The organism is Mycobacterium montefiorense (assembly GCF_025823255.1).
Lineage (GTDB): Bacteria > Actinomycetota > Actinomycetes > Mycobacteriales > Mycobacteriaceae > Mycobacterium > Mycobacterium montefiorense.
In genome coordinates this window covers 90,609-110,122 of record NZ_JACKVL010000013.1, presented here as the reverse complement: position 1 = coordinate 110,122, position 19,514 = coordinate 90,609, and the positions used below count along the sequence as shown (strand labels likewise).

17 protein-coding genes, 1 other RNA gene and 1 pseudogene are annotated in these 19,514 nt (G+C 64.1%); 2 read left to right on the top strand and 17 right to left on the bottom strand.

Features of this window, described 5'->3' with window-relative positions; translation table 11 throughout:
• Position 1 precedes the first annotated feature (1 nt).
• The 4 genes from H7K34_RS13900 to H7K34_RS13885 all read right to left on the bottom strand — a co-directional run bounded on the left by H7K34_RS13900 (position 2) and on the right by H7K34_RS13885 (position 2,398).
• Positions 2-667 (bottom strand): nitroreductase family protein, encoded by a 666-nt coding sequence (locus tag H7K34_RS13900; RefSeq protein ID WP_264062586.1) that lies wholly within the window; start codon positions 665-667, stop codon positions 2-4.
• A 119-nt stretch (positions 668-786) separates the two neighbouring features.
• Entirely contained in the window at positions 787-1,230 is a 444-nt protein-coding gene (locus H7K34_RS13895) for a cupin domain-containing protein (protein ID WP_264062584.1), read from the bottom strand.
• A gap of 11 nt (positions 1,231-1,241) precedes the next feature.
• Positions 1,242-2,162, bottom strand: coding sequence for an NADP-dependent oxidoreductase (locus tag H7K34_RS13890; protein WP_264063535.1), 921 nt, complete (start codon positions 2,160-2,162; stop codon positions 1,242-1,244).
• A gap of 29 nt (positions 2,163-2,191) precedes the next feature.
• Positions 2,192-2,398, bottom strand: coding sequence for a hypothetical protein (locus H7K34_RS13885; RefSeq protein WP_264062582.1), 207 nt, complete (start codon positions 2,396-2,398; stop codon positions 2,192-2,194).
• A 349-nt stretch (positions 2,399-2,747) separates the two neighbouring features.
• On the opposite strand from H7K34_RS13885, the pseudogene H7K34_RS13880 reads away from it, so the two are divergent.
• Both H7K34_RS13880 and H7K34_RS13875 read left to right on the top strand, forming a co-directional pair.
• Positions 2,748-5,518: pseudogene (locus H7K34_RS13880) on the top strand (helix-turn-helix transcriptional regulator).
• 448 nt (positions 5,519-5,966) lie between these two features.
• Complete coding sequence (locus tag H7K34_RS13875; RefSeq protein ID WP_264062581.1) at positions 5,967-8,234, top strand: LuxR C-terminal-related transcriptional regulator; 2,268 nt, start codon at positions 5,967-5,969, stop codon at positions 8,232-8,234.
• 141 nt (positions 8,235-8,375) lie between these two features.
• Here H7K34_RS13875 and H7K34_RS13870 read toward each other — a convergent pair whose 3' ends face one another.
• The 13 genes from H7K34_RS13870 to prfB all read right to left on the bottom strand — a co-directional run bounded on the left by H7K34_RS13870 (position 8,376) and on the right by prfB (position 19,412).
• Positions 8,376-8,744 carry a hypothetical protein gene (locus H7K34_RS13870; protein ID WP_264062580.1) on the bottom strand — a complete coding sequence of 123 codons (369 nt, stop codon included), beginning with the start codon at positions 8,742-8,744 and terminating at the stop codon, positions 8,376-8,378.
• 168 nt (positions 8,745-8,912) lie between these two features.
• The gene (locus tag H7K34_RS13865) at positions 8,913-10,130 is read right to left on the bottom strand and encodes an aldose epimerase family protein (protein WP_264062579.1); all 1,218 of its coding nucleotides are present in this window, start codon (positions 10,128-10,130) and stop codon (positions 8,913-8,915) included.
• Positions 10,131-10,169: 39 nt separating this feature from the next.
• Positions 10,170-10,537, bottom strand: a transfer-messenger RNA (tmRNA) gene (gene ssrA / locus H7K34_RS13860).
• 126 nt (positions 10,538-10,663) lie between these two features.
• Positions 10,664-11,509 carry a maleylpyruvate isomerase family mycothiol-dependent enzyme gene (locus tag H7K34_RS13855; protein ID WP_264062578.1) on the bottom strand — a complete coding sequence of 282 codons (846 nt, stop codon included), beginning with the start codon at positions 11,507-11,509 and terminating at the stop codon, positions 10,664-10,666.
• 18 nt (positions 11,510-11,527) lie between these two features.
• The gene (locus H7K34_RS13850) at positions 11,528-12,565 is read right to left on the bottom strand and encodes a tetratricopeptide repeat protein (protein ID WP_264062577.1); all 1,038 of its coding nucleotides are present in this window, start codon (positions 12,563-12,565) and stop codon (positions 11,528-11,530) included.
• 6 nt (positions 12,566-12,571) lie between these two features.
• A complete protein-coding gene (locus H7K34_RS13845; protein WP_264062576.1) occupies positions 12,572-13,816 on the bottom strand; it encodes an ATP-binding protein in 1,245 nt (414 codons plus the stop codon).
• Between the two features lie 53 nt (positions 13,817-13,869).
• Positions 13,870-14,658, bottom strand: coding sequence for a DMT family transporter (locus tag H7K34_RS13840; RefSeq protein WP_264063534.1), 789 nt, complete (start codon positions 14,656-14,658; stop codon positions 13,870-13,872).
• A gap of 53 nt (positions 14,659-14,711) precedes the next feature.
• Entirely contained in the window at positions 14,712-15,221 is a 510-nt protein-coding gene (gene smpB, locus H7K34_RS13835; RefSeq protein WP_264062575.1) for an SsrA-binding protein SmpB, read from the bottom strand.
• Between the two features lie 2 nt (positions 15,222-15,223).
• Positions 15,224-16,117, bottom strand: a complete 894-nt coding sequence (gene ftsX / locus H7K34_RS13830) for a permease-like cell division protein FtsX (protein ID WP_264062574.1) — start codon at positions 16,115-16,117, stop codon at positions 15,224-15,226.
• A complete protein-coding gene (gene ftsE / locus H7K34_RS13825) occupies positions 16,117-16,806 on the bottom strand; it encodes a cell division ATP-binding protein FtsE (protein WP_264063533.1) in 690 nt (229 codons plus the stop codon). The genes ftsX and ftsE overlap by 1 nt, the downstream gene beginning before the upstream one ends.
• A gap of 44 nt (positions 16,807-16,850) precedes the next feature.
• Positions 16,851-17,333, bottom strand: coding sequence for a hypothetical protein (locus H7K34_RS13820; RefSeq protein ID WP_264062573.1), 483 nt, complete (start codon positions 17,331-17,333; stop codon positions 16,851-16,853).
• The gene (locus tag H7K34_RS13815) at positions 17,330-18,316 is read right to left on the bottom strand and encodes a mechanosensitive ion channel family protein (protein WP_264062572.1); all 987 of its coding nucleotides are present in this window, start codon (positions 18,314-18,316) and stop codon (positions 17,330-17,332) included. The genes H7K34_RS13820 and H7K34_RS13815 overlap by 4 nt, the downstream gene beginning before the upstream one ends.
• A complete protein-coding gene (gene prfB, locus H7K34_RS13810; RefSeq protein ID WP_264062571.1) occupies positions 18,306-19,412 on the bottom strand; it encodes a peptide chain release factor 2 in 1,107 nt (368 codons plus the stop codon). Before prfB ends, H7K34_RS13815 begins: the two co-directional genes overlap by 11 nt.
• Between the last annotated feature and the right edge of the window lie 102 nt (positions 19,413-19,514).

The window sequence follows — 19,514 nt, the reverse complement described above, 5'->3', positions numbered from 1 at the left end:
CTCACCATCGGTCGAAATGCAGCACGTCGTCGAGCGGAATCCGACGGGCGCGGCGGAAGGTCGTGCCGGTGTAGTAGGCGGTGGGGATGGTCGTGGCGTGATACACGTTGTCGGGCAGGCCGAGGATGGCCCGCATCTCGTCGTCGGCCATTATGGTTACCCCGGTCCAGGTGGTTCCCAAGCCCCGAGAACGCGCGGCGAGCATGTAGCTCCACGCGGCCGGCATGATCGAACTCCAATACTGGTTGGCGTTCTCGCCCGTCAGCGAGCCATCGCCGTCGATGACTTCGACGCACGGGATCATCAGGGCGGGGACCTCGCCGAAATGCTCGGCAAGAAACGCCGCACTGTCGGACACCTTGCGCTGCTCACGATTTCGCGCGGGGTCGTCGTTGAACCGATCCGCGACCGCGAAAGGCGACGTGACGATCCAGTCCCATGTGCGGCTGTACACATCGCCGATCGCACGACGCTGTTCGGCATCGGTGACGATGATGAAACTCCAATTCTGCACGTTGCCCGACGTCGGTGCCTGTATCGCGATCCCCAGGCATTCCCGGATCAGGTCGATCGGAACAGGTTTGGTCAAATCGAGACGTTTGCGCACCGAACGGGTCGTGGTCAGCAGTTCATCGATGGTCAAGTCGACTTTCGCGTAATCGCTCATGTCAGCGGGATGGCGGTGCCGGTCTGAGCGGCCACTCCGATGTAGATCGGGGTAACGATGGTCATCTCTCGACTCCTTGCTGGTGTGGAATCGTTGACGCGGCTCGGCGCGTACAGCTGTTACGAGCCAGTGACTTTCGCGTCGTCAGCGGTGGTGAGCGGACCGTCTCCGGTGTCGACCAGGAAGACTGCGAGCAATTCAGCGGGTTCGGTGGCACTGGCATTCTCACTGATCGTGTGGTGCGCGCCCGGAGCTTCGCTCCACGTCTCACCGGCCTGGTAGACGCGTGCAGGCTCACCTTCAACTTGGCTGCGGATCGCTCCGGAAATCACGTAGGCCATGATGAACGCCGATTCCGCGTGGTGGTGAGCACCGCTTTTGGCTCCGGGCGGATAGCTGACGGTCACTGCCTCGAGTGACTTGCCCACAACATTGGCAGGCTGATTGAAAACTGGCCGGACAACCGGGTTTTGACCTGAATTCTGTGGCGTCGGCTCGGTGTGAGCCGCGGGCGCGAGTATCACTGCGACTGCCAATGCCGCCAATGGGATCTTTAAGGCCATTTTGGCTACCTTCAGTCTTCGGCTACACGCAGGATCGTCTTGCCAGGGGTGCGCTTGCCGGGAGCAAATGCGGCGGCAGCTTCGGCCAGCGGCAGCACGGCACCCACCACCGGCTTGAGGCGCCCATCCCGCACTCGTGTTGCGAGATCGGCGAGTTGGCCGCGATCGGCTTCGACAAGGAAGAAAATCGCCCGGCCGTCGCGCGGCAGGGTCTTTGGCGGCTCGGCGATGGTGACGAGCGTTCCGCCAGCCCGCACCAGAGCCGCCGAACGGGTCAGAATGTCTCCACCGATCACATCGAACACCACGTCGACTTCGCCTGCGTCTTCCAGCTTTTCGGTCTCCAGGTCCAGGAAGGTGTGGACGCCGAGCTCCGCTGCCCGGTCTCGGTCTGCGGTGCGGCCGGTACCTATGACACGCGCACCGACCTCGCGAGCGAGCTGCACCGCGATCGACCCAACTCCACCCGCGGCACCATGGACCAGAACCGTTTGCCCGGCGGCCAGGCGGCCGTGGTCGAACAGGCCCTGCCAGGCGGCCAATCCAGAGATCGGCAGCGCCGCGGCCACCGTATGGTCGATGTCCATCGGCAGCGGTGCGAGATTCCGGGCTTCCATAGCGGTGTACTGGGCTAGCGAGCCGTTGCGGGCCCAGTCAGTGAGTCCGAACACTCGCTGGCCGACACTCAAAAGAGTTGTGCCGTAACCCAACTCAACCACGACCCCGGACAGCTCGTGGCCGGGCACGCTCGGTGTCCGGTCACGGCCCGCACGATCGATCCAGGTGTGCGGCCAGTCAAGTTCGCCGGGTGTGAAGCCCGCGGCGTGTACGCGCACGATGACTTCGTTGTCGGCCGCCTCGGGATAGGGCAGCTCCGTCAGCGACAGGTCGGCGACGCCGGCGTCGCGATCTGAAACCGTGATGGCTTGCATTACATGATCTGGCACAGCGATGGCTTGCATTACGGGTCCCTCCTGATGTGGGCATTTGTTGTCGGGTCGGCCGCGAGCTGCGGTTGCACGCTGATGAGCTCAAGGCCTAGATCACGGACCCGATCGAGCAGTCCGTAAAGCTGCGACTGGTCACGGATTTCGCCGGTGAACACGGTTTCGGTCCCGGCGGCTTCGAGCCGCATCCCTTCCAATGCGGACCCGAGTCGCTCAGTCACGCGGCCTCGAATGCAGATCCGGTACATCGTCGACTGCATGTAACCCTCCGCTCGCCAACTGCTGATCCAGCGTTCATCGCGGCGGGGTGATTCGTCATCACCCGGAGAGCTAATTCACCCGGGTGAGTGCAACGGCAGCACTGGGCAGGCGAAAGGAATCAGGGTGGCCCGCCAGCGTTGCGCCGTCGCCAGCACCGCGGATGGCGCAGCAAACACGCCTCCTCCTACACTGACTACCAGCGCTAGCGGTGGCGAGGACTGTGGACGACACAACCGGGAGGGTTTACGCCCACCGACTTCACGTCGGAGGGCGGTAGTTCGCGTGAGTACCGCGAGGGCGTCAGGGAAAATGCGGATACCGCCGATTCGCGGGCGGGCGGGCGAGCTGAAGGTGATCAGCCGGCTGATCGCGGCGGTCGCTCAGGGGCGCGGGGGCGTACTGGTCATCGAGGGCCCGCCAGGCATCGGGAAGAGCCGGTTGTTGACCGAGGTCTTGGCGCTCGCCGAAAAGGCAAGTGTTCGAACGCTGTTCGGCGAAGCGTTCGAGTATCAGCAGACGGTGCCGTTTTTCTCGCTGTTCATGGCGACGCTGCGCGCCGATCCCCCGGTTGGAGACGCCGAGGCGCTGCGCCGGCTGGGCGGCTCAACGGACCTGAGCTATTGGGTAGTCAACGATCTGCACAATGCGATCAACGCGGCGGCTGCGGTGACCCCGCTGGTGATTGTGTTAGAGGACCTGCACTGGGTCGACAAGGGCACGCTGTTGGCGATGCGGTCGTTGGCCACCGCGCGGCCGGATGTGGCGGTGTTATGGGTGTTGACCGCGCGCACCGGGACCGGCGGACCGGCGGCGCACGAGACCTTGTCGGCGTTGCACCGCCAGAACGCCACTTTCTTGCAATTGGCGGCCATGACGCCGGACGCGGTCGCCGATATGGTCCAAGACGCGGTGCGGGCGCGGCCGGATCCCTCACTCCTGAATCTGGCCGCCAAGGCGCACGGAAATCCGTTCCTGGTGAGCGAGCTTGTCGGGGGTCTGGGCGAGGAGGGCCGTCTGAATGTCAGCGGCGGCCTGGCCGTGGCCGCCGGTGACGGGCTGCCGCGACGGCTGGGCGCCGGTATGCAGCAACGGCTGGACCTGCTCTCCAATAGTGCTTCCGAGGTGGTGTGGGTGGCCGCGGTGCTGCCGGACCGGTTCTCGGCCGGCTTGCTGGCCGCGATGCTGGAACGCTCGCCGACGTCGTTGCTGTCGGCGCTCGAGGAGGCGGTGCGCGCGGATCTTTTCGTCGAAGACGGCGAGCAGTTGAGGTTTCGGCACGACCTGTTGCGCGAGGCCACCCGGCAGTCGCTGCCGCAGTCGTTGCGGCGAGCGATGGAGCGCCAGTCGGCGTCGGTCATGCTGGGGATGGGCGCCGCGCCAGCCGAAGTGGCCACCCAGCTGGCACGCAGCGCCGAGCCGGGAGACCGGGAGGCGATCAATGCACTGCGCCAAGCCGCGCAATCCGTCGGCCGCGGCGATGCGAGCGCGGCCGCGGACTTGAGCAAACGCGCGTTGCAGCTGTTGCCCGCCGACGACGCTGAGCGTGGATCCCTGGTCGCGGAAACGGTGGAGTGGCTTAACCGGGCCAGCCGCTATGGCGAGGCGGAAGAATTGGCCGCCGTGGCCCTCGCGGAGGCGGCTTCGCCCGAAGTCGAGGCTGAGATCCGCCTCCGGATTCCGACGCATACCAAGCACAGCTCTCCGCGTCGGGTAGCGGAGAACCGCCGAGCGCTGCAGTTGAGCGGCATCAGCGAGGTCACCCGGACACGGCATCTGGCGTGGCTGGCCTTCAACCTGGCGTTGCAGGACAAAAGCGGGCAATGGCGCACCGCAGCCGACGAAGCCGCCGCCGCTGCAGCAGCCACCGGTGATCTCGAGGCCACCATCATGGCCGAGGTCACCCACGCTTTGCTCGATTCTGGCGAGGGGTATGCGGCCGCGCCCTAGCCCGCCTCGAACAGCTTCGCCCAATCGCCTACACGAATGAAACGGCCTTGGCACATGCCTATGCCGGGATGTTCCACGCAAACCTGCTGGCAGTCGTCGGCCGATTGGACGACGCGACCGCCCGGGTCGCCGAAGGCATAGGGCAAGCCAGCCGGGAAGGCAACTCGTTGGCCCTTACTACCTGGACCGTCTTCAGTGGGTGGGTCCACCTCGCTGCGGGGCGGCTGTCGGCCGCTCGCGACGCGGCTGATTCTCTGCCGCCCCCACAGCCGACAGGCGCGACTGAGCAGGACGTACATCGTATGCTGACCCTCGCTGAGGTGGCGGCGCACACCGACAACCGGAGCTTGCTGCAGCAGACGGCCAATGATGCACGCGATGCCCACTCCGCCGGTTCATCACCTGGCCAACATCGAGCATCAGCGTATGTGCTGACGCGGGCGGCGTGGTATCGCGACGACGTTCATGAGGCAGCGCGCTGGCTTGGCGACATCAGCCTGCTGGGGACACCCCTTTTCCCCCATGCGTTGGTTCGGCTGATCTTGGCTGCGCGGGTGGCCTCGGCCGCCGGTGATGCCGGCTTGCGCGCACGGGTCCTGCAGGCCGCCGAGGTGCTTGAGCGTGAACGACCTGCGGTGCCACTGTTGGCGACGGTGGCTCGGTATGCCCGCGGGATCCTCGAACACGATGCCCAGGCGCTGGTGGCAGTTGCGGAGTTGCTTCGCGCGTCTTCAAGGCCGCTGCTTTATGCCAGCGCTGCCGAGGACGCCGGAGCCGAGCTGAGTCGCGCACAGCGCAACGTCGAGGCGCTTGGCCAGCTCAATGCGGCCTTCGACACCTACATCGAGTGCGGGGCGACCGCCGATGCCCGCCGGGTCGGCCGCGCGTTGCGCGGGTTGGGCGTGGAACGACGCATCGTCAACCACCCACGGGCAAAAACGGGCTGGGACAGCCTCACCGAATCGGAACTCACCGTGGTCCATCTGATCGCCGAAGGCGCGACCAACCGCTCCGTCGCGCAACAACTGCACCTGTCCCCTCACACGGTGAAGACCCACGCGCACAATGCGTTTGCCAAGCTCGGCATCACGTCTCGAGCTCAACTGACGCAACTCATGCGCCGCCCGGATTGACCGGTCCGTCAAAAATCCAGGCCACTAGCCATACACCGACCCGGCCCTAAAGATCAGCCGCTGGGCGATTGCGGCGGCGGTGCCCGTGCTGCCAACGTGTTCAGTAAGTTCTGGATCGCCGCGACCAGCCATCGCATCGATTGGAAAGAGGCGAAATTCGGTGAGCGGGCACAGCGTGAGCGCGGCTCACGAGAACATCATCGGACCAGTGGCGGTACGCCGGCCGACCAGCCCAAACGGGCACCGACCGCGTGCACCAGAGGTATTCGCGGAGAACGTAACTGATTCAATAGAGTCACCGCGATCGCCACGCAGCACGAGCCCATCCGGCCCTACGGGCAACAACTGGAATGCGCAGAAGTCGGCACCCGCCCAGGATGGGTCGACACCGAGCGTTGCCGCCCGGAAGCTCGGTTCTACCGATTCGCGGAGTGCGGGGGGTTCGGACATGGTCGGCTCAGCTGGGCGTAGCGATAGCGGCGCCGGAGAAGCCGCCGCGCGCGCAGTCCTGCTCGCCACCAAGCTGCACGTCCCGACCATCGGGGCCCAGCTCGTTCACCGCGCCGCCCTGCTCGACGCGCTGTCGGCGGGGAGCCAGGGCAAGCTGACCCTACTGAGTGCGCCGGCGGGCTGGGGCAAGACGACATTGCTGGCGCAGTGGACTCTGGGGGCCGGGGAGGACCGGCGATTCGGCTGGCTGTCGCTTGATCCCTCCGACAACGACCCGGTGTGGTTTTGGATGTACACGATCGCCGCGCTGCAGACGATCAATCCCGGCGTGGGGATGCGCGCGGTCGACCTCCTTGCGATGGGCGCGGACCCCGTACAGGTCGTTCTGCCTACCCTGCTGAATGATCTGGACACGATCGCGAGCCCGATGGTGCTCATTGTTGATGACTACCACCTGGTGGTAAGTCGAGCGGTCCATCAGCAATTCGCATTCTTTGTCAGCCGGATGCCGGCGAATCTTCACTTGGTATTGGCCACCCGATCGGATCCGACGCTGCCGTTGGCCCGGCTGCGGGCCAGCGGCGAGCTCACCGAGGTTCGAGCCGACGATTTGCGTTTCGGGGCTATTGAGGCGGGCCATCTACTGAACGATGTCCTTGGGCTGGATTTGGCCCACGCAGATATTCAACTGTTGCACCAACGCACCGAAGGGTGGGCGGCCGGCCTCTACCTTGCCGCCCTCTCACTTGCCGGGCGTGCCGATAGCGCCACGTTCATCAGGACGTTCGCCGGCGATAACCGTCACATCGTCGACTACTTGATGGCCGAGGTGCTCGACGGTCAGCCCGCCGAGGTGCGCAGCTTTTTGCTGCGCACCTCGATCTTGGGACGACTCAGCGGCCCGCTATGCGACGAGATGCTGCAAACATCTGACTCGGCCTCGGTCCTGGAGAAGGTCGAGCGCGAAAACCTGTTTGTGGTGCCGCTGGACATGTCACGTCACTGGTACCGCTATCACCACCTGTTCGGAGAGTTGTTGCGCGCCGAGTTGCGTCGCACCGAACCCGATCTCGTCGCCGATCTGCACCGACGAGCCGCGGCCTGGTTCGAGAGCGAGGGCCTCATCGATGAGGCGGTGCGCCATCTGGTCGCTGGCGGCGACCTCGCTCGCGGTGCTGACCTGATCGCCGCGGACTGGGTCGACGAATTCAACGGGGGTGGCCTGTCGACCGTCTCCGGCATGCTTGACCTGCTTCCCGAGGAGACCGTGCTACAGGATCCGCGGCTGGGCGTGGCCCGCGCCTGGATCGCCCTGAGCGTTGGCCAACTCGATGACGCCGCCGAGTGGATCGAGGCTGTCGACACTCGATCAGCCACCGATGGTGGCGTCTTCAGCGCTCAAGTCGTCCTGTTGCGCGCGGTTCACTCGTTCAAGACGGCTGAAGTCACCGTGGCACTCGAGACGGCTCGCCGGGCGATCACCCTCGACCTCGGCGAAACGCCGCCAGGCCGATCAAGCGCCTTATGCATCTATGGATCCGCGCTGTACTTTTCGGGTAACACCCAGCAGGCGCAAGCCGCCTTCCGACGGGCCGTCGAGCTGTCCGAAAAGGCCGGTGATCGTCGCGCCCGCATCTACGCATTGGGCCATCTGGCACTGATTTCGGCCGAAGATGGGCAGCTCGTAGACGCCGAACGTCAGATCCGTCAGGCTTCCGGCAGCTCCCGGGACCTGGCGGACGCGGAACACCTCGTGGACGTGATGGTGTCGCTTGCCACGGCCGAACTCCCGCGTGTGCACGGTGACACGGCTGCCGCGGAGGCCGCCGCCGTCATCGCGGTCATGTCGGCCCGCCAAGGTGGAGCCGTCCTCGAGGTGGCCAAGACGCTGTTGGTCAGAGCGGAGATCGCCGAACATCTCGGCGACCGCCAGACCGCGAAGAGCATCCTCCAAGAGGCCGCCACCATGGTGCGCGGCTGCCCGGACGCCGGCATCGCCTCGGCGCTGCTCGCTTCGGCCGAACGGAGCGCGGGCGTCACGGTGACTTCGCGCAACGAGCGGGTCGAGGTAGGTGAGGAGCTGACCCCCAAGGAGGTTGAGGTTCTCCGTCTGCTCGCCACCCGGTTATCGCGACGTGAAATCGGTGAGCGGCTTTACGTCTCTCTCAATACCGTGAAGACCCACCAGCGCGCCGTGTACCGCAAGCTGCGCGTTGAGCACCGCAGCGCGGCAGTCAGCCGGGGGCGAGAACTCGGCCTGTTGTAATGCCCTGCCGCAGCCTGGCGGCGCGGTGCTTTCTGCGACTCTTCCTCGAGATCGACGCTGGCGCGAAGAAACGCCGGTGAACTGCACGCTAACGTCGATCTCGGGATTTACGGACGCCAATGCGCTGGTGGCCCCGCGATGCTATCTCGTAGTAGTCGTAGTGGGCGCGGGACTCGTCGGGGTGGTACGACTCGTCGGCGTGGTAGGACTCGTCGCAGTCGTGGGACTCGTCGGAGTCGTGGGACTCGTCGGCGTGGTGCTCGCGAGGCCTGGCCCTTCGCCACACCAGTCCGCCACATCTTTCGGGTACTGCTCGAGCGGTGGAGGACAACGCTGCCCCGGCGGGAAATTGGCGCCGGCGTTGAGCAGATCGCAGGGCACGTAGACCTGCTTGCCCTTGGGGGTGTTGGTCAGGCACTTCGTCGGCGGCTCGCCGTGGGCCGTGACGGGAATGACGGCCGCCGCCGCCAGCACGGCGCCGAGCGCCCACGCAAGACGGCGATTGGTCATCAGGGCTCCTCACGTTCTCGTGCTGCAGTGTCGGGCGTGCACAACGTGCCATCGGCGTCATTGACGATTAAAGCGGCTCACCCCAGGCATAGGCCAACCCGTAGGTCTCTTGATTTGCTTGAAACAACGCGAAAGCACGCGAACTGGCCTGCGCGCTGACACCGGCGCTCATTGCGCGCCGAAGGCAAAAACCGTTGTCGAATCGTAGGTCTGGCCCGGGTTGAGCGTGGTGGTCGGAAAGTTCGGGTGATTCGGCGAATCCGGGTAATGCTGGGTCTCCATCGCGAATCCCGCGCCCTGCCGGTAGATATGCCCGCTGGTGCCCGTGAACGCCCCGTCGAGGAAGTTAGACGTATAGAACTGCACCCCGGGCTCGGTTGTGGACACAGTCAGGGTGCGCCCCGTCTGCGGATCCTCGGCCCTGGCCGCCTCCACCAGCCCCGTGTTGTCGCCGCGGTTGATCACCCAGTTGTGGTCGTAACCGTGGGCCGACAACAGTTGCGGGTCATTCGCGGTGATATGCGCGCCGATCGCGGTCGGTGAGGTGAAATCGAACGGTGTGCCCTGCACCCGGGCAATCTGGCCGGTAGGGATCTGCGTGGGGTCGGTTGGCGTGTAGTTGTCGGCATGGATGGTGACCCTCTGGCCGTAGATGTCTACGGTGTCCTCACCTGCCAGGTTGAAGTAGCTGTGATTGGTCAGGTTGATCACGGTCGGCGCATCGGTGGTCGCGTGGTAGTCGATGCGCAGTTCGCTCTTCTGATTCAGGGTGTAGGTGACAGTGGTCGTCAGTGTTCCGGGGTAGCCCATTTCTCCTGCGGGACTGACATATTGGAGCTTCAGGCTCACGCTGTCGCTAGCGTTGTGCTGACTGGCCTGCCACACCTTCGCATCGAAACCCACAGTGCCGCCATGCAGGCTGTTGCCGTTATTGTTGATCGGCAAGTGATACTCGTTGCCGTTCAACGAGAAAGCTCCCTTGGCGATCCGGTTGCCATAGCGGCCGACGATCGCGCCGAAATAGGTCTTGGCGGATCCGGTGTTGTTCAGGTAATCGGCCAGCGTCGCAAAGCCCAGCACCACATTGTCGACATGCCCGCTGCGATCGGGGACCTCGATCGACTGAATGATGCCGCCGTAGGTCAGGATTCGCACACGCATGCCGTGCCTGTTGGTGAGCGTGTAGCGGGTCACCGGGGTCCCATCCACCTGACCGAACGGCTCGCTGGCGATCGACGGCGGCTCTGCGGGTGTGCTGGTCGTGTTGCTACATGCCGCCAACCCCGCGACACCGGCGATACCGATCAGCACAAGCAATCGTTTGCCGCCCACGGGCGCTCCTCGCTGTCGTACGTGATCCACCGGTGCGTCGAAATTACTGCTCATAATCCAGTCAAACGAAAGGGCCGCATCGCTGCGGCCCTTTGGTGGAGCTGCCGGGAATCGAACCCGGGTCCTACGGCATTCCCTCAAGACTTCTCCGTGCGCAGTCCGCTATGCCTCTACTCGGATCTCCTGTTCACGCGAACTAGCCAGGATGACGATCCCAGTCGCTGTTGGTGTCCCGATGAGTCCCGCGACCGAACTCATCGGTGGATCCCTCTAGCTGACGCCAGGGTCCGGGTCGAGGGCTTTCCCGGTCTGACGGACACGCAGTCGCTTAGGCAGCGAGTGCGTAGTCGCGCTGATGTGAATCGGCGCTTATATGGTTGCAGCGACGCTTACGGTGGTCTCTTGCCTGCACCGGCACGCTTCCCTTGATTCGATGCGCGAAGTCGAAACCGTTCAGCCCCTTGTCGTGTGTTTTCGCGCTCTAGCACTTTTCGCACCTGCCGCTTTTTCGGCAGGACAACCCATTCTACGGCAGCTGCAACCAGCGGCAACGGAATTATCTGCCCGACACCCTGGGCAGGCTGGTCCTAGATCACGAAGTTCAGTCGCTCGACGATCCGGGCGGCGACGTCGGCGTCACCGGCGAGTTCGACATCCTGCGGTCGCGCCGGGCACAGCGGTCGCCCGCCGGCGAGCCGGGTGAACTGCAGCGCGTCCGCGCGGACCGTCGCGGTGGGCTCGCGACCGTCGAAGTCCTCGACCAACTGAGCGCGACCGTCGACGTTGATGCGGATGCTGCGCGTCAGCGGTCCGGTCAGATCGAAATGGATGCGTGAGCCGTCGGGCGCTTTGGCGAGTTTACCGACGACGAAGCCCAATGTGGCGGCGACCTCATCCAGGGACAGTTGGGAGGCGGATCCTTGCAGTTCCGCGTCGGTCGACGGCCGCTGGATCGCCATGCGGATATCTTGCTCGTGCATCCAGCAGTCGAAGACGCGGACCCGCATGAACCGCCCGTAACTGTCTGGACCCGCGGGCGTGAACGTCTCGGCGTTCCAGTCCTGCTCGGACATCGCCCGCAAAGCATTGCGACGACCTTCGGTCACCGCGCGGTATTTCGCCAGAACGCTGCTGCCGGATTGCCCGCCGAGGTGGCGCACCCAGCACTCGTTCATTGCCCCGATGTCGTTACGCACATGGTCGAGGCCCTTGACGTCGATGTCCGGTTCGGGTGCGGAAACCCCCTCCAGGAACGACTCGGTGCCGATGATGTGCGACACCACGCCTTGCACGTCCCAACCTGGCAGTGGGGTCACCGCCCGCCACTGCGCCTCGGGCAGCGCGGCGAGCAGCGCATCGATCGAGTCCCACACCGCGAACAGACCGTTCAGCACATCCGATTTGTCGAGTGTGGTGACAGCACGCGTGGCCATGGTCGGATGCTAGGCCTATTACCGATCCAGCGTTAGCCCCACGCGCGCCAGAATCAGACCGATGATCGTCAGAATGCCGGCTGCCGCGATCGTCCAGGTCGATCCACCGAAGGCGGTAACCCACGCTCCGAGACCGATTACCAGCAGCGCATGGCCCAGACGGGCAACGACAAAGCCCCGCTGCCGTAAGACAGACGACAGCACCGAGCGGGGGATGGTGTGTAGCAGCCGGCCAAGAATGACGATCAGTGCCGCCGAGACCAAGCCGGTGACCACGCGCAGTGTCCCGGTCGGATGACCGTCGCCGCGGGCAATCCCGACAATCTGGATCAGGACCGCCAGAACAGTGGCAACGACAGTCAGCCGCCGCAACATCTTTGCCAGCACCGCGCCGATATTCCTGCGCACCAGCTCGCCGAGCGCCGGGTCGCTACCGGCGGCACCGAGAAACCCGCGCATAGCGTGGCCGAACTTGCCGCGCTGAAGCCGATTGACAGCCAGATTGTTCAGCGCCGCAGCATGGTTCGCATCCAAAGCCAACGCTTGTCGATACGACTCAGTCGATTCGCTGATGCGGCCCATGTCATGCAGGATCGAGCCCCGCAAGACCAGCCCGTCGGGACTCGCCGGGTCGAGCCGTAACGCCTCGTCGACGACGACGAGCGCCGATTGCAGTTGCAAAGATTTCTGCAGTAGTCGAGCGTAAACCCGGTGTTGCAGAGTCTCATTCGGATGGGACCTTACTCCCTGCCAAGCCATCCACAGCGCCTCACCGTGCCGAGCGAGACCATCGAGGGACAAGGCGTAGATCCGCATAGCCAATTCGTGCTGCGGCGAGACGGACAACGCGGCGTGTGCGCTGCGCGCCGCGGCATCATAGTTTTCGAGCAGATATTCGGCGCGAGCGTGCTGGGCCAACAGGCCCGGATCGTCCGGGTGTTGCGACAACGAACTGCGCAGAACTTCACGCGCGCGTTCGTAATTCTCGGTGTCGAAGTACGCCTCAGCAATGCGAATCGCTTGGTCGGCTTGATCGACACCGGGCTGCGATGTCATCGGCGATTACCGAATTTTCCTGCGCCGCAGATACTTTGCTAGATCGTCGTAAGTTCCATCGTTGTTGCCGAATTCGACGATGTTGCGTGCGACCTCGAACCACGGCCCCGTGCTCGGACGGATCTGCGCCGCGGCTTCATCCACGTCGGCCATCGTCACTGGACGAACCTGCCCGCTGCGCATCGACGCCGACATCGCCAATTGCGTTGCGCTGTCGCACACATGCGCAAGGTCAGCACCGGAAAACCCATCGGTACGCTTCGCGATCGACTTCAAATCAATGCCCGCCACCGGCCGATCCACCAGGTGCGAGCGCAGAATCCCCGTCCTGGCCTCGGCGTCGGGCAATCCCACAAAGATCATGCGATCGAACCGGCCGGGCCGACGCAAAGCCGGGTCGACATCCCACGGTGCATTCGTGGCACCGAGCACATACACCCCGTCGTTGGTCGAAGTGGCCGAGTCCATTTCTTCCAACAACGTATTGACAATCGGACGCATCCCGGAGGTTCCACTCAGCGCCGATCGCCGATGCCCTAGGGCGTCCAGTTCGTCGAAGAACAGCACACAGGGAGCGTTGCGACGAGCGCTGTCGAAGACCGAACGGATGCTGCGTTCGCTCTCGCCGAACCAATGGTGCAGAACGTCGGCGATTCCCACCTGATAGAAATTCGCCCCGAGCGCACCCGAAATAGCTTTGGCGATATAGGTTTTGCCACAACCGGGCGGCCCGTAGAGCAACAAGCCACCGCGCGCAGAGACCTTGTATGCCTTCATCAGCTCGGGATTTCGGATCGGACCGAGTAGCGAAAGCTCAATCTGCCGTTTCACATCGGCCATGCCCGCTACATCGTCGAGCCCTACGCTGCTGCGCTTCAAAACGTCGAAGTCACCTTCATTGATGACGTCGGCGGGCACCTCGACGAATGCCGGCTCGATGATGTCGGCGACTTGCCGTTCGGCGCTGGACCAGTCGAACTGGTCGTTCGCGGCAGGTCGCCCCGCCGCGGGTGCTTCTTCGGCTGCTGCCGCCGCAGCGGGCGCCGCGAGCGCCGTGCTGCATCGCTGCAACAGGCTTAACGCGTTGGCGTTCCCGGCATCTTGACCCAGAACCGCGCTGCAGTGACCCACGGCTTCGGCGTAGCGTCCCCGGTCGGCCAGTAGGCCGGCCAGATGCAACCGCAGCTCGACCACATCAGGGGTGCGTTCGACGGCAACAGACAACTCCCGAATTACCGGGTCTTCACGCAACGTCTTCTCCCGACATAGTCCCGCCGGGTCCATAGTAGGTCGCGGCGCAGAAGTTAGTTGGCGGCGATCATGGCCACAGATCCCATGGCCATCACCATGCCTATGCCCTGCCAGCGACTCACTCGCTCGCGTAACACCATCATCGCCAGTACGACGGTGGCGGCGGGATACAGAGAAATCATGATGCTGGCCAACGACAGCAGCCACGACTGTATCGCTATCAGTTGGGTCACCAGCGCACAGATATCCAGCAGCGCAACGGCCAGAGCCAGCTTCATCGATTGCCCCCGCGGCAGCCGCAGGTTACGTCTCGAGGCGGCCAGAATCGTGATCACCACGGTGGCCGACAGCCGGGCGAACATCAGCGGCCACAGTTTGGAGTCGTGCGGCGACTGGTGCAAGAACACCAAGTCCAGCCCGAACGCGCAGCCGGCCAATATTGTGAGCCAGGCCACTTTTGGAGTGAACCGGAATTGTGTCTTGCCCTCGACCGTGGCCTCGCGGCTGACCAACGTGACCGCGACGATTGCCAGCACCACGCCGGCCGACGCCGCTGCGCCGGGTCTCTCCCCTAGAGCGACACCTACCGCCACGGGTACGGCGGCATTGAGTACGCCCGCTAACGGCGCCACCACCGAGATCGGGCCGGAGCCCAGTGCTGCGTAGAACGCCCACATTCCGAACGCCTGGCCGACGCCGTACAGGCAGCCCCACAGGATGGCACCGGAATGAATGGGCCCGCCCACGCTCAGTGCCAGCAGGCCCAGCAACACTGCCTCGACCGGGTACGCGGCCAACATCACGCGCAGCGCGGCAACCCGCCGTGCTGCTACGCCGCCCATAAAATCGCTGACCCCGTACGAAACGGCGGACAGCTGAGCGTAAGCGGCTCCGATCACTTCATACCCTTTGCTCGTCGCCCCAGCTCACGAACAACTTCGCGCTGGGCGTCACGGCGGGCTAGGTCCTGACGTTTGTCGTACGCTCGCTTGCCTCGTGCCAGTGCGAGCTCGACCTTGACCTTGCCCTCGGAAAAATACAGCGAAAGCGGCACCAAGGCGAGGTTACCATCGCGGATTTTTCCGATCAGCGTGTCGATCTGTGCCCTGTGCAGCAACAGCTTGCGATTGCGGCGAGGATCATGGTTTGTCCAGCTACCGTGCTCGTACTCGGGAATGTGCAAGTTACGCAACCACACTTCGCCGTCATCGACGGTTGCGAACGCGTCGGCGAGCGAAGCTTGGCCCAGCCGCAGGCTTTTCACCTCGGTGCCGACTAAAGCCACTCCGGCCTCGAATAATTCGACGATCGCGTAGTCGTGCCTGGCTTTGCGATTGGTGGCGACAACCTTTTTGCTGTCGCGCTTGCCGCCACTCGCTTTGCGCCCACCGGACTTATCGGCCACAGCTAACGCCGTACGTATAGGCGCAGCGTCGCGTATGCCGTCAACCCGGCCATCGACACGCCGAGCAGGAACAGAATCGGTGAGATGTAAAGGATGTCGGCGTAGTCAACCCGAGCGATCAAATTGGCTTGGTAGAACTGATTTAACGCGTTGTCCAGGAAAAATGCCCGCACCACGAGCAAACCGCCTACCGCGATCGCCACACCAAGAGCGGCAGCGAGCATCGCCTCCACCAGGAAGGGCAGCTGGGTGTACCAGCGACTGGCGCCCACGAGTCGCATGATCCCGATTTCGGTGCGCCGCGTATATGCGGCAACCTGAACCATGTTGGCAATCAACAGGATCGCACCGACTGCCTGCACCAATGCGACGGCGAACGCGACATTGCCCAAGCCATCCAGCACCGCGAACAGCCGGTCGATCAGGTCTTTCTGGTTGAGTACGGACAACACTCCCGGCTGGCCTTGCATCGCAACGTCGAAATCCTTGTGTTGCTCCGGATTGTTCAACTTGACGATGAACGACGCGGGGAAGGAATCCTTGCCCGCAACGTCCTTGTACTGCGGGAACTTTCGGATCGCGTCGTCGTAGGCGTCCTGACGATTAAGGAAGCGAACCGATTTGACGTCATCGCGGCCCTCGATTTTGGTCCGCAACGCCTTACACGGATTGGTGCTGCAGGCCGGATCGTTCGCGGACACGTCTTCGGTCAAAAAGACCTGCGTCTCGACGCGGTCGAGATAGATGGCGCGCGAGTGCTCGGCCAACCGAACTACCAGCAGCCCGCCGCCGAACAGGCCGACCGAAATCGCGGTCGTCAGGATCATCGCGACCGTCATCGTCACATTGCGGCGAAGCCCGGTCAGGACCTCGTTGAGTAGGAAGCCGAAGCGCACTAGCGATCCATCCCGTAGACGCCACGCTGTTCGTCGCGAACCAGCCTGCCGAGCGCCAACTCCACGACGCGCTGCCGCATCGCGTCGACGATGTGGTGGTCGTGCGTCGCCATCAGCACCGTCGTCCCGGTGCGGTTGATCCGCTCCAGCAGATCCATGATGTCGTTGCTGGTGTCGGGGTCGAGGTTGCCGGTCGGCTCGTCGGCCAGCAGAACCAGCGGCCGGTTGACGAACGCGCGCGCGATCGCAACCCGCTGCTGCTCACCACCAGACAGCTCGGTGGGCAGCCGGTTGGCTTTGCCGGACAACCCAACTGTCTCAAGCACATCGGGCACCACCCGGTTGATCTGATCGGCACGCTTGCCGATGACTTCCAGCGCGAAGGCGACGTTTTCATACACCGTCTTTTGTTGTAGTAGACGAAAGTCCTGGAAAACGCAGCCAATCACCTGGCGCAGCTTCGGCACATGCCGGCCGGGCAGCTTGTTGACGTGGAATTTCGAGACCCGCACGTCCCCGCTGGTCGGCGACTCCGCAGCCAGCAGCAACCGCATGAACGTCGATTTCCCCGAACCCGAGGGGCCGATCAGGAAGACGAATTCACCCTTGTCGATTTTGACGTTGACGTCGTCCAACGCCGGGCGTGCCGACGCTTTGTACTTCTTACTGACATGGTCAAGGGTGATCATCACGGCACGCCAGTGTAGCGGTGAATTTCGCTGCAACGCGAAGGTCAGCTCACCGGTGGCGCCGATGTGGGCGCCGGACCGGGCTCCGGCAGCGGTTGCTGTGGGGCGGGTGGAGAGGGACTCGGGCTGGGCGGACAGAATGGCGGCGGCAGCAAGCAGGGCAGCTGGAACGGCGGCGGCGAAGGGGTCGTCGGCAGTGGCGGCGGCGTCGACGTGGTGGGCGGGGGCGGCGGCACCGTGCTGGTCGGAGTCGGCACGAACGTGTTGGTCGGTGCCGGCATCTGCACCCTGGTGCGCGGCACCCAGGTGTAGTTCGGGTCGGGGACGAAACCCGGCGGCACCACCTGCGACGGCGCCGGCTTGGGGGCCGGCTCCGGGCGGTTGGCGTCGTAGACCCACCAAATGGCGAGGAAGGCGACGATCAATGCCACGGTCGAGGTGCGTATCCGGCCACCGAACACATAGCGCGGCCAGCGGCGTTCCTCGTCGTCGCGGTGCTTCTCGAGGACGTTGAGGGTCAGCTTCACTTTTTCACCGACCCCTCCGCGCTCTCACGCGATGCCTCGGCGGCCTGCGCCGCGGTGGCACTCGGGTCGTCCTCAAGCACGCTCACTGTCGCCTCGGCCATGGTGACGATGCCGGCGCGCGCGAGTGCCCGCATCACGATCACCCGCAACTGCCGGCCGGCCTCGAACTGTTTGCCGGGCAGTGTGCGGGCCACCATACGCAGCGTGACGGTGTCGACTTCGATCTTCTCCAGGCCCATCAGAGTCGGCGCGTCCAGCAACAACTCACCAAGCAGCGGGTTGTCCATGGCGTGGTCGCACGCCTCATGCAGGACCTCGTTGACCCGGTTGAGGTCGGCGCTGGTCGAGACGGGGATGTCCACTACTGCGCGCGCCCAGTCCTTGGACAGGTTGATGGTCTTGACGATCAGGCCATTGGGGATGGTGAACAACTCACCGTCCGACGAGCGCAGTCGGGTCACCCGCAACGTCACATTCTCGACCGTGCCGCGCGCCTCGGCGTTGATCCCGCTGACGGTCAGGGAAACCAGGTCACCGAAGCCGTACTGCTTCTCGACGATGATGAAAAAGCCCGACAGCAGATCCTTGACCAGCTGCTGAGCACCGAAACCCAGCGCCGCACCGATGACGGTGGCGGGGGCGACCAAACCGCCGACGGAAAAGTTCAGTACGTCGCTGATCTGGATGACGCCCCAGATCGCGATCAGGACGATCGACACCCACTGGATCACCGACGCCACCGCTTGGCGGTGCTTGTTCGCCTCCGAGCGCACCAGGGCGTCGCTGGTGGCGAAGCCGACGTCGAGTTGCCGGGTGACCTGCTGGGCTACCCAGGTGACAAAGCGGACCGCCAGCATCGCCGCGATGAACACCATGACGATGCGCAGACCCTGGTCGAGGATCCATCCCCCGATGTGGCCGTGCCAAAAGCTGTGCCACTGCTGCGTCATCGACATAGCAAGAAAGGTTGTATTAGTCGTCATCTTTTCGGTTGCGCCATCGGATTCCCGCTTCCAGGAATCCGTCAATGTCCCCGTCCAGAACGGCCGCAGGATTGCCAACCTCGTACTCGGTCCGCAGATCCTTGACCATCTGATACGGGTGCAGTACGTAGGAGCGCATCTGGTTACCCCAGGAGCTGCCACCCTCCCCTTTCAGCGCGTCCAGCTCAGCGCGCTCTTCTAAACGCTTGCGCTCCAACAACTTTGCCTGGAGCACTCGCATCGCCGAAACTTTGTTCTGCAGTTGCGACTTTTCGTTCTGGCAAGTTACGACGATACCCGTCGGGATATGAGTTAAACGAACCGCCGAGTCGGTGGTGTTCACCGATTGGCCACCCGGACCACTGGAGCGGTAGACGTCAACGCGCACATCGCCTTCCGGAATGTCGATGTGATCGGTGGTATCCACCACCGGCAGCACCTCGACTTCGGCGAACGATGTCTGACGCCGACTTTGGTTGTCGAACGGGCTGATTCGGACCAGCCGATGCGTGCCCTGTTCCACCGACAACGTGCCGTAGGCAAACGGTGCGTGCACCGCGAAAGTGGCGCTTTTGATGCCGGCTTCTTCGGCATAGGACGTGTCGAACACCTCGACCGGATATTTGTGCGCTTCGGCCCACCGTATGTACATCCGCATCAGCATCTCGGCCCAGTCCGCGGCATCCACCCCGCCGGCGCCGGAGCGAATGGTGAGCAGCGCCTCGCGCTCGTCGTACTCGCCCGACAGCAGGGTGCGCACCTCGGCGGCCTCGATGTCGGCACGCAAAGCCTTCAGCTCGACGTCTGCCTCGGCCAGCTCGTCGGCGGCGCCCTCCTCGGCGGCCAGCTCATAGAGCACCGGCAGGTCGTCGACCCGCTGCCGCAGCTGCTCAATACGGCGCAGCTCCCCCTGAGAGTGGGACAACTCGCTGGTCACGCGCTGCGCGTTGGCTTGGTCGTCCCACAGTTTGGGATCGGACGCCTCCTGCTCGAGCTTCTCGATGCGGCTGCGCAGACCATCCACATCGAGCACCCGCTCCACCGTGGTCAGGGCGGAGTCGAGGGCGGCGATATCGGCTTGACGGTCGGGTTCCACAGCCGACCACGTTACCGGCGCGCTGGTCGGAGGCGAATGCTCAGGTCACGACGTGCGGCACTTTGACCACCTGCCGGGGTTCAGCGTCTAGCATCGAATCAC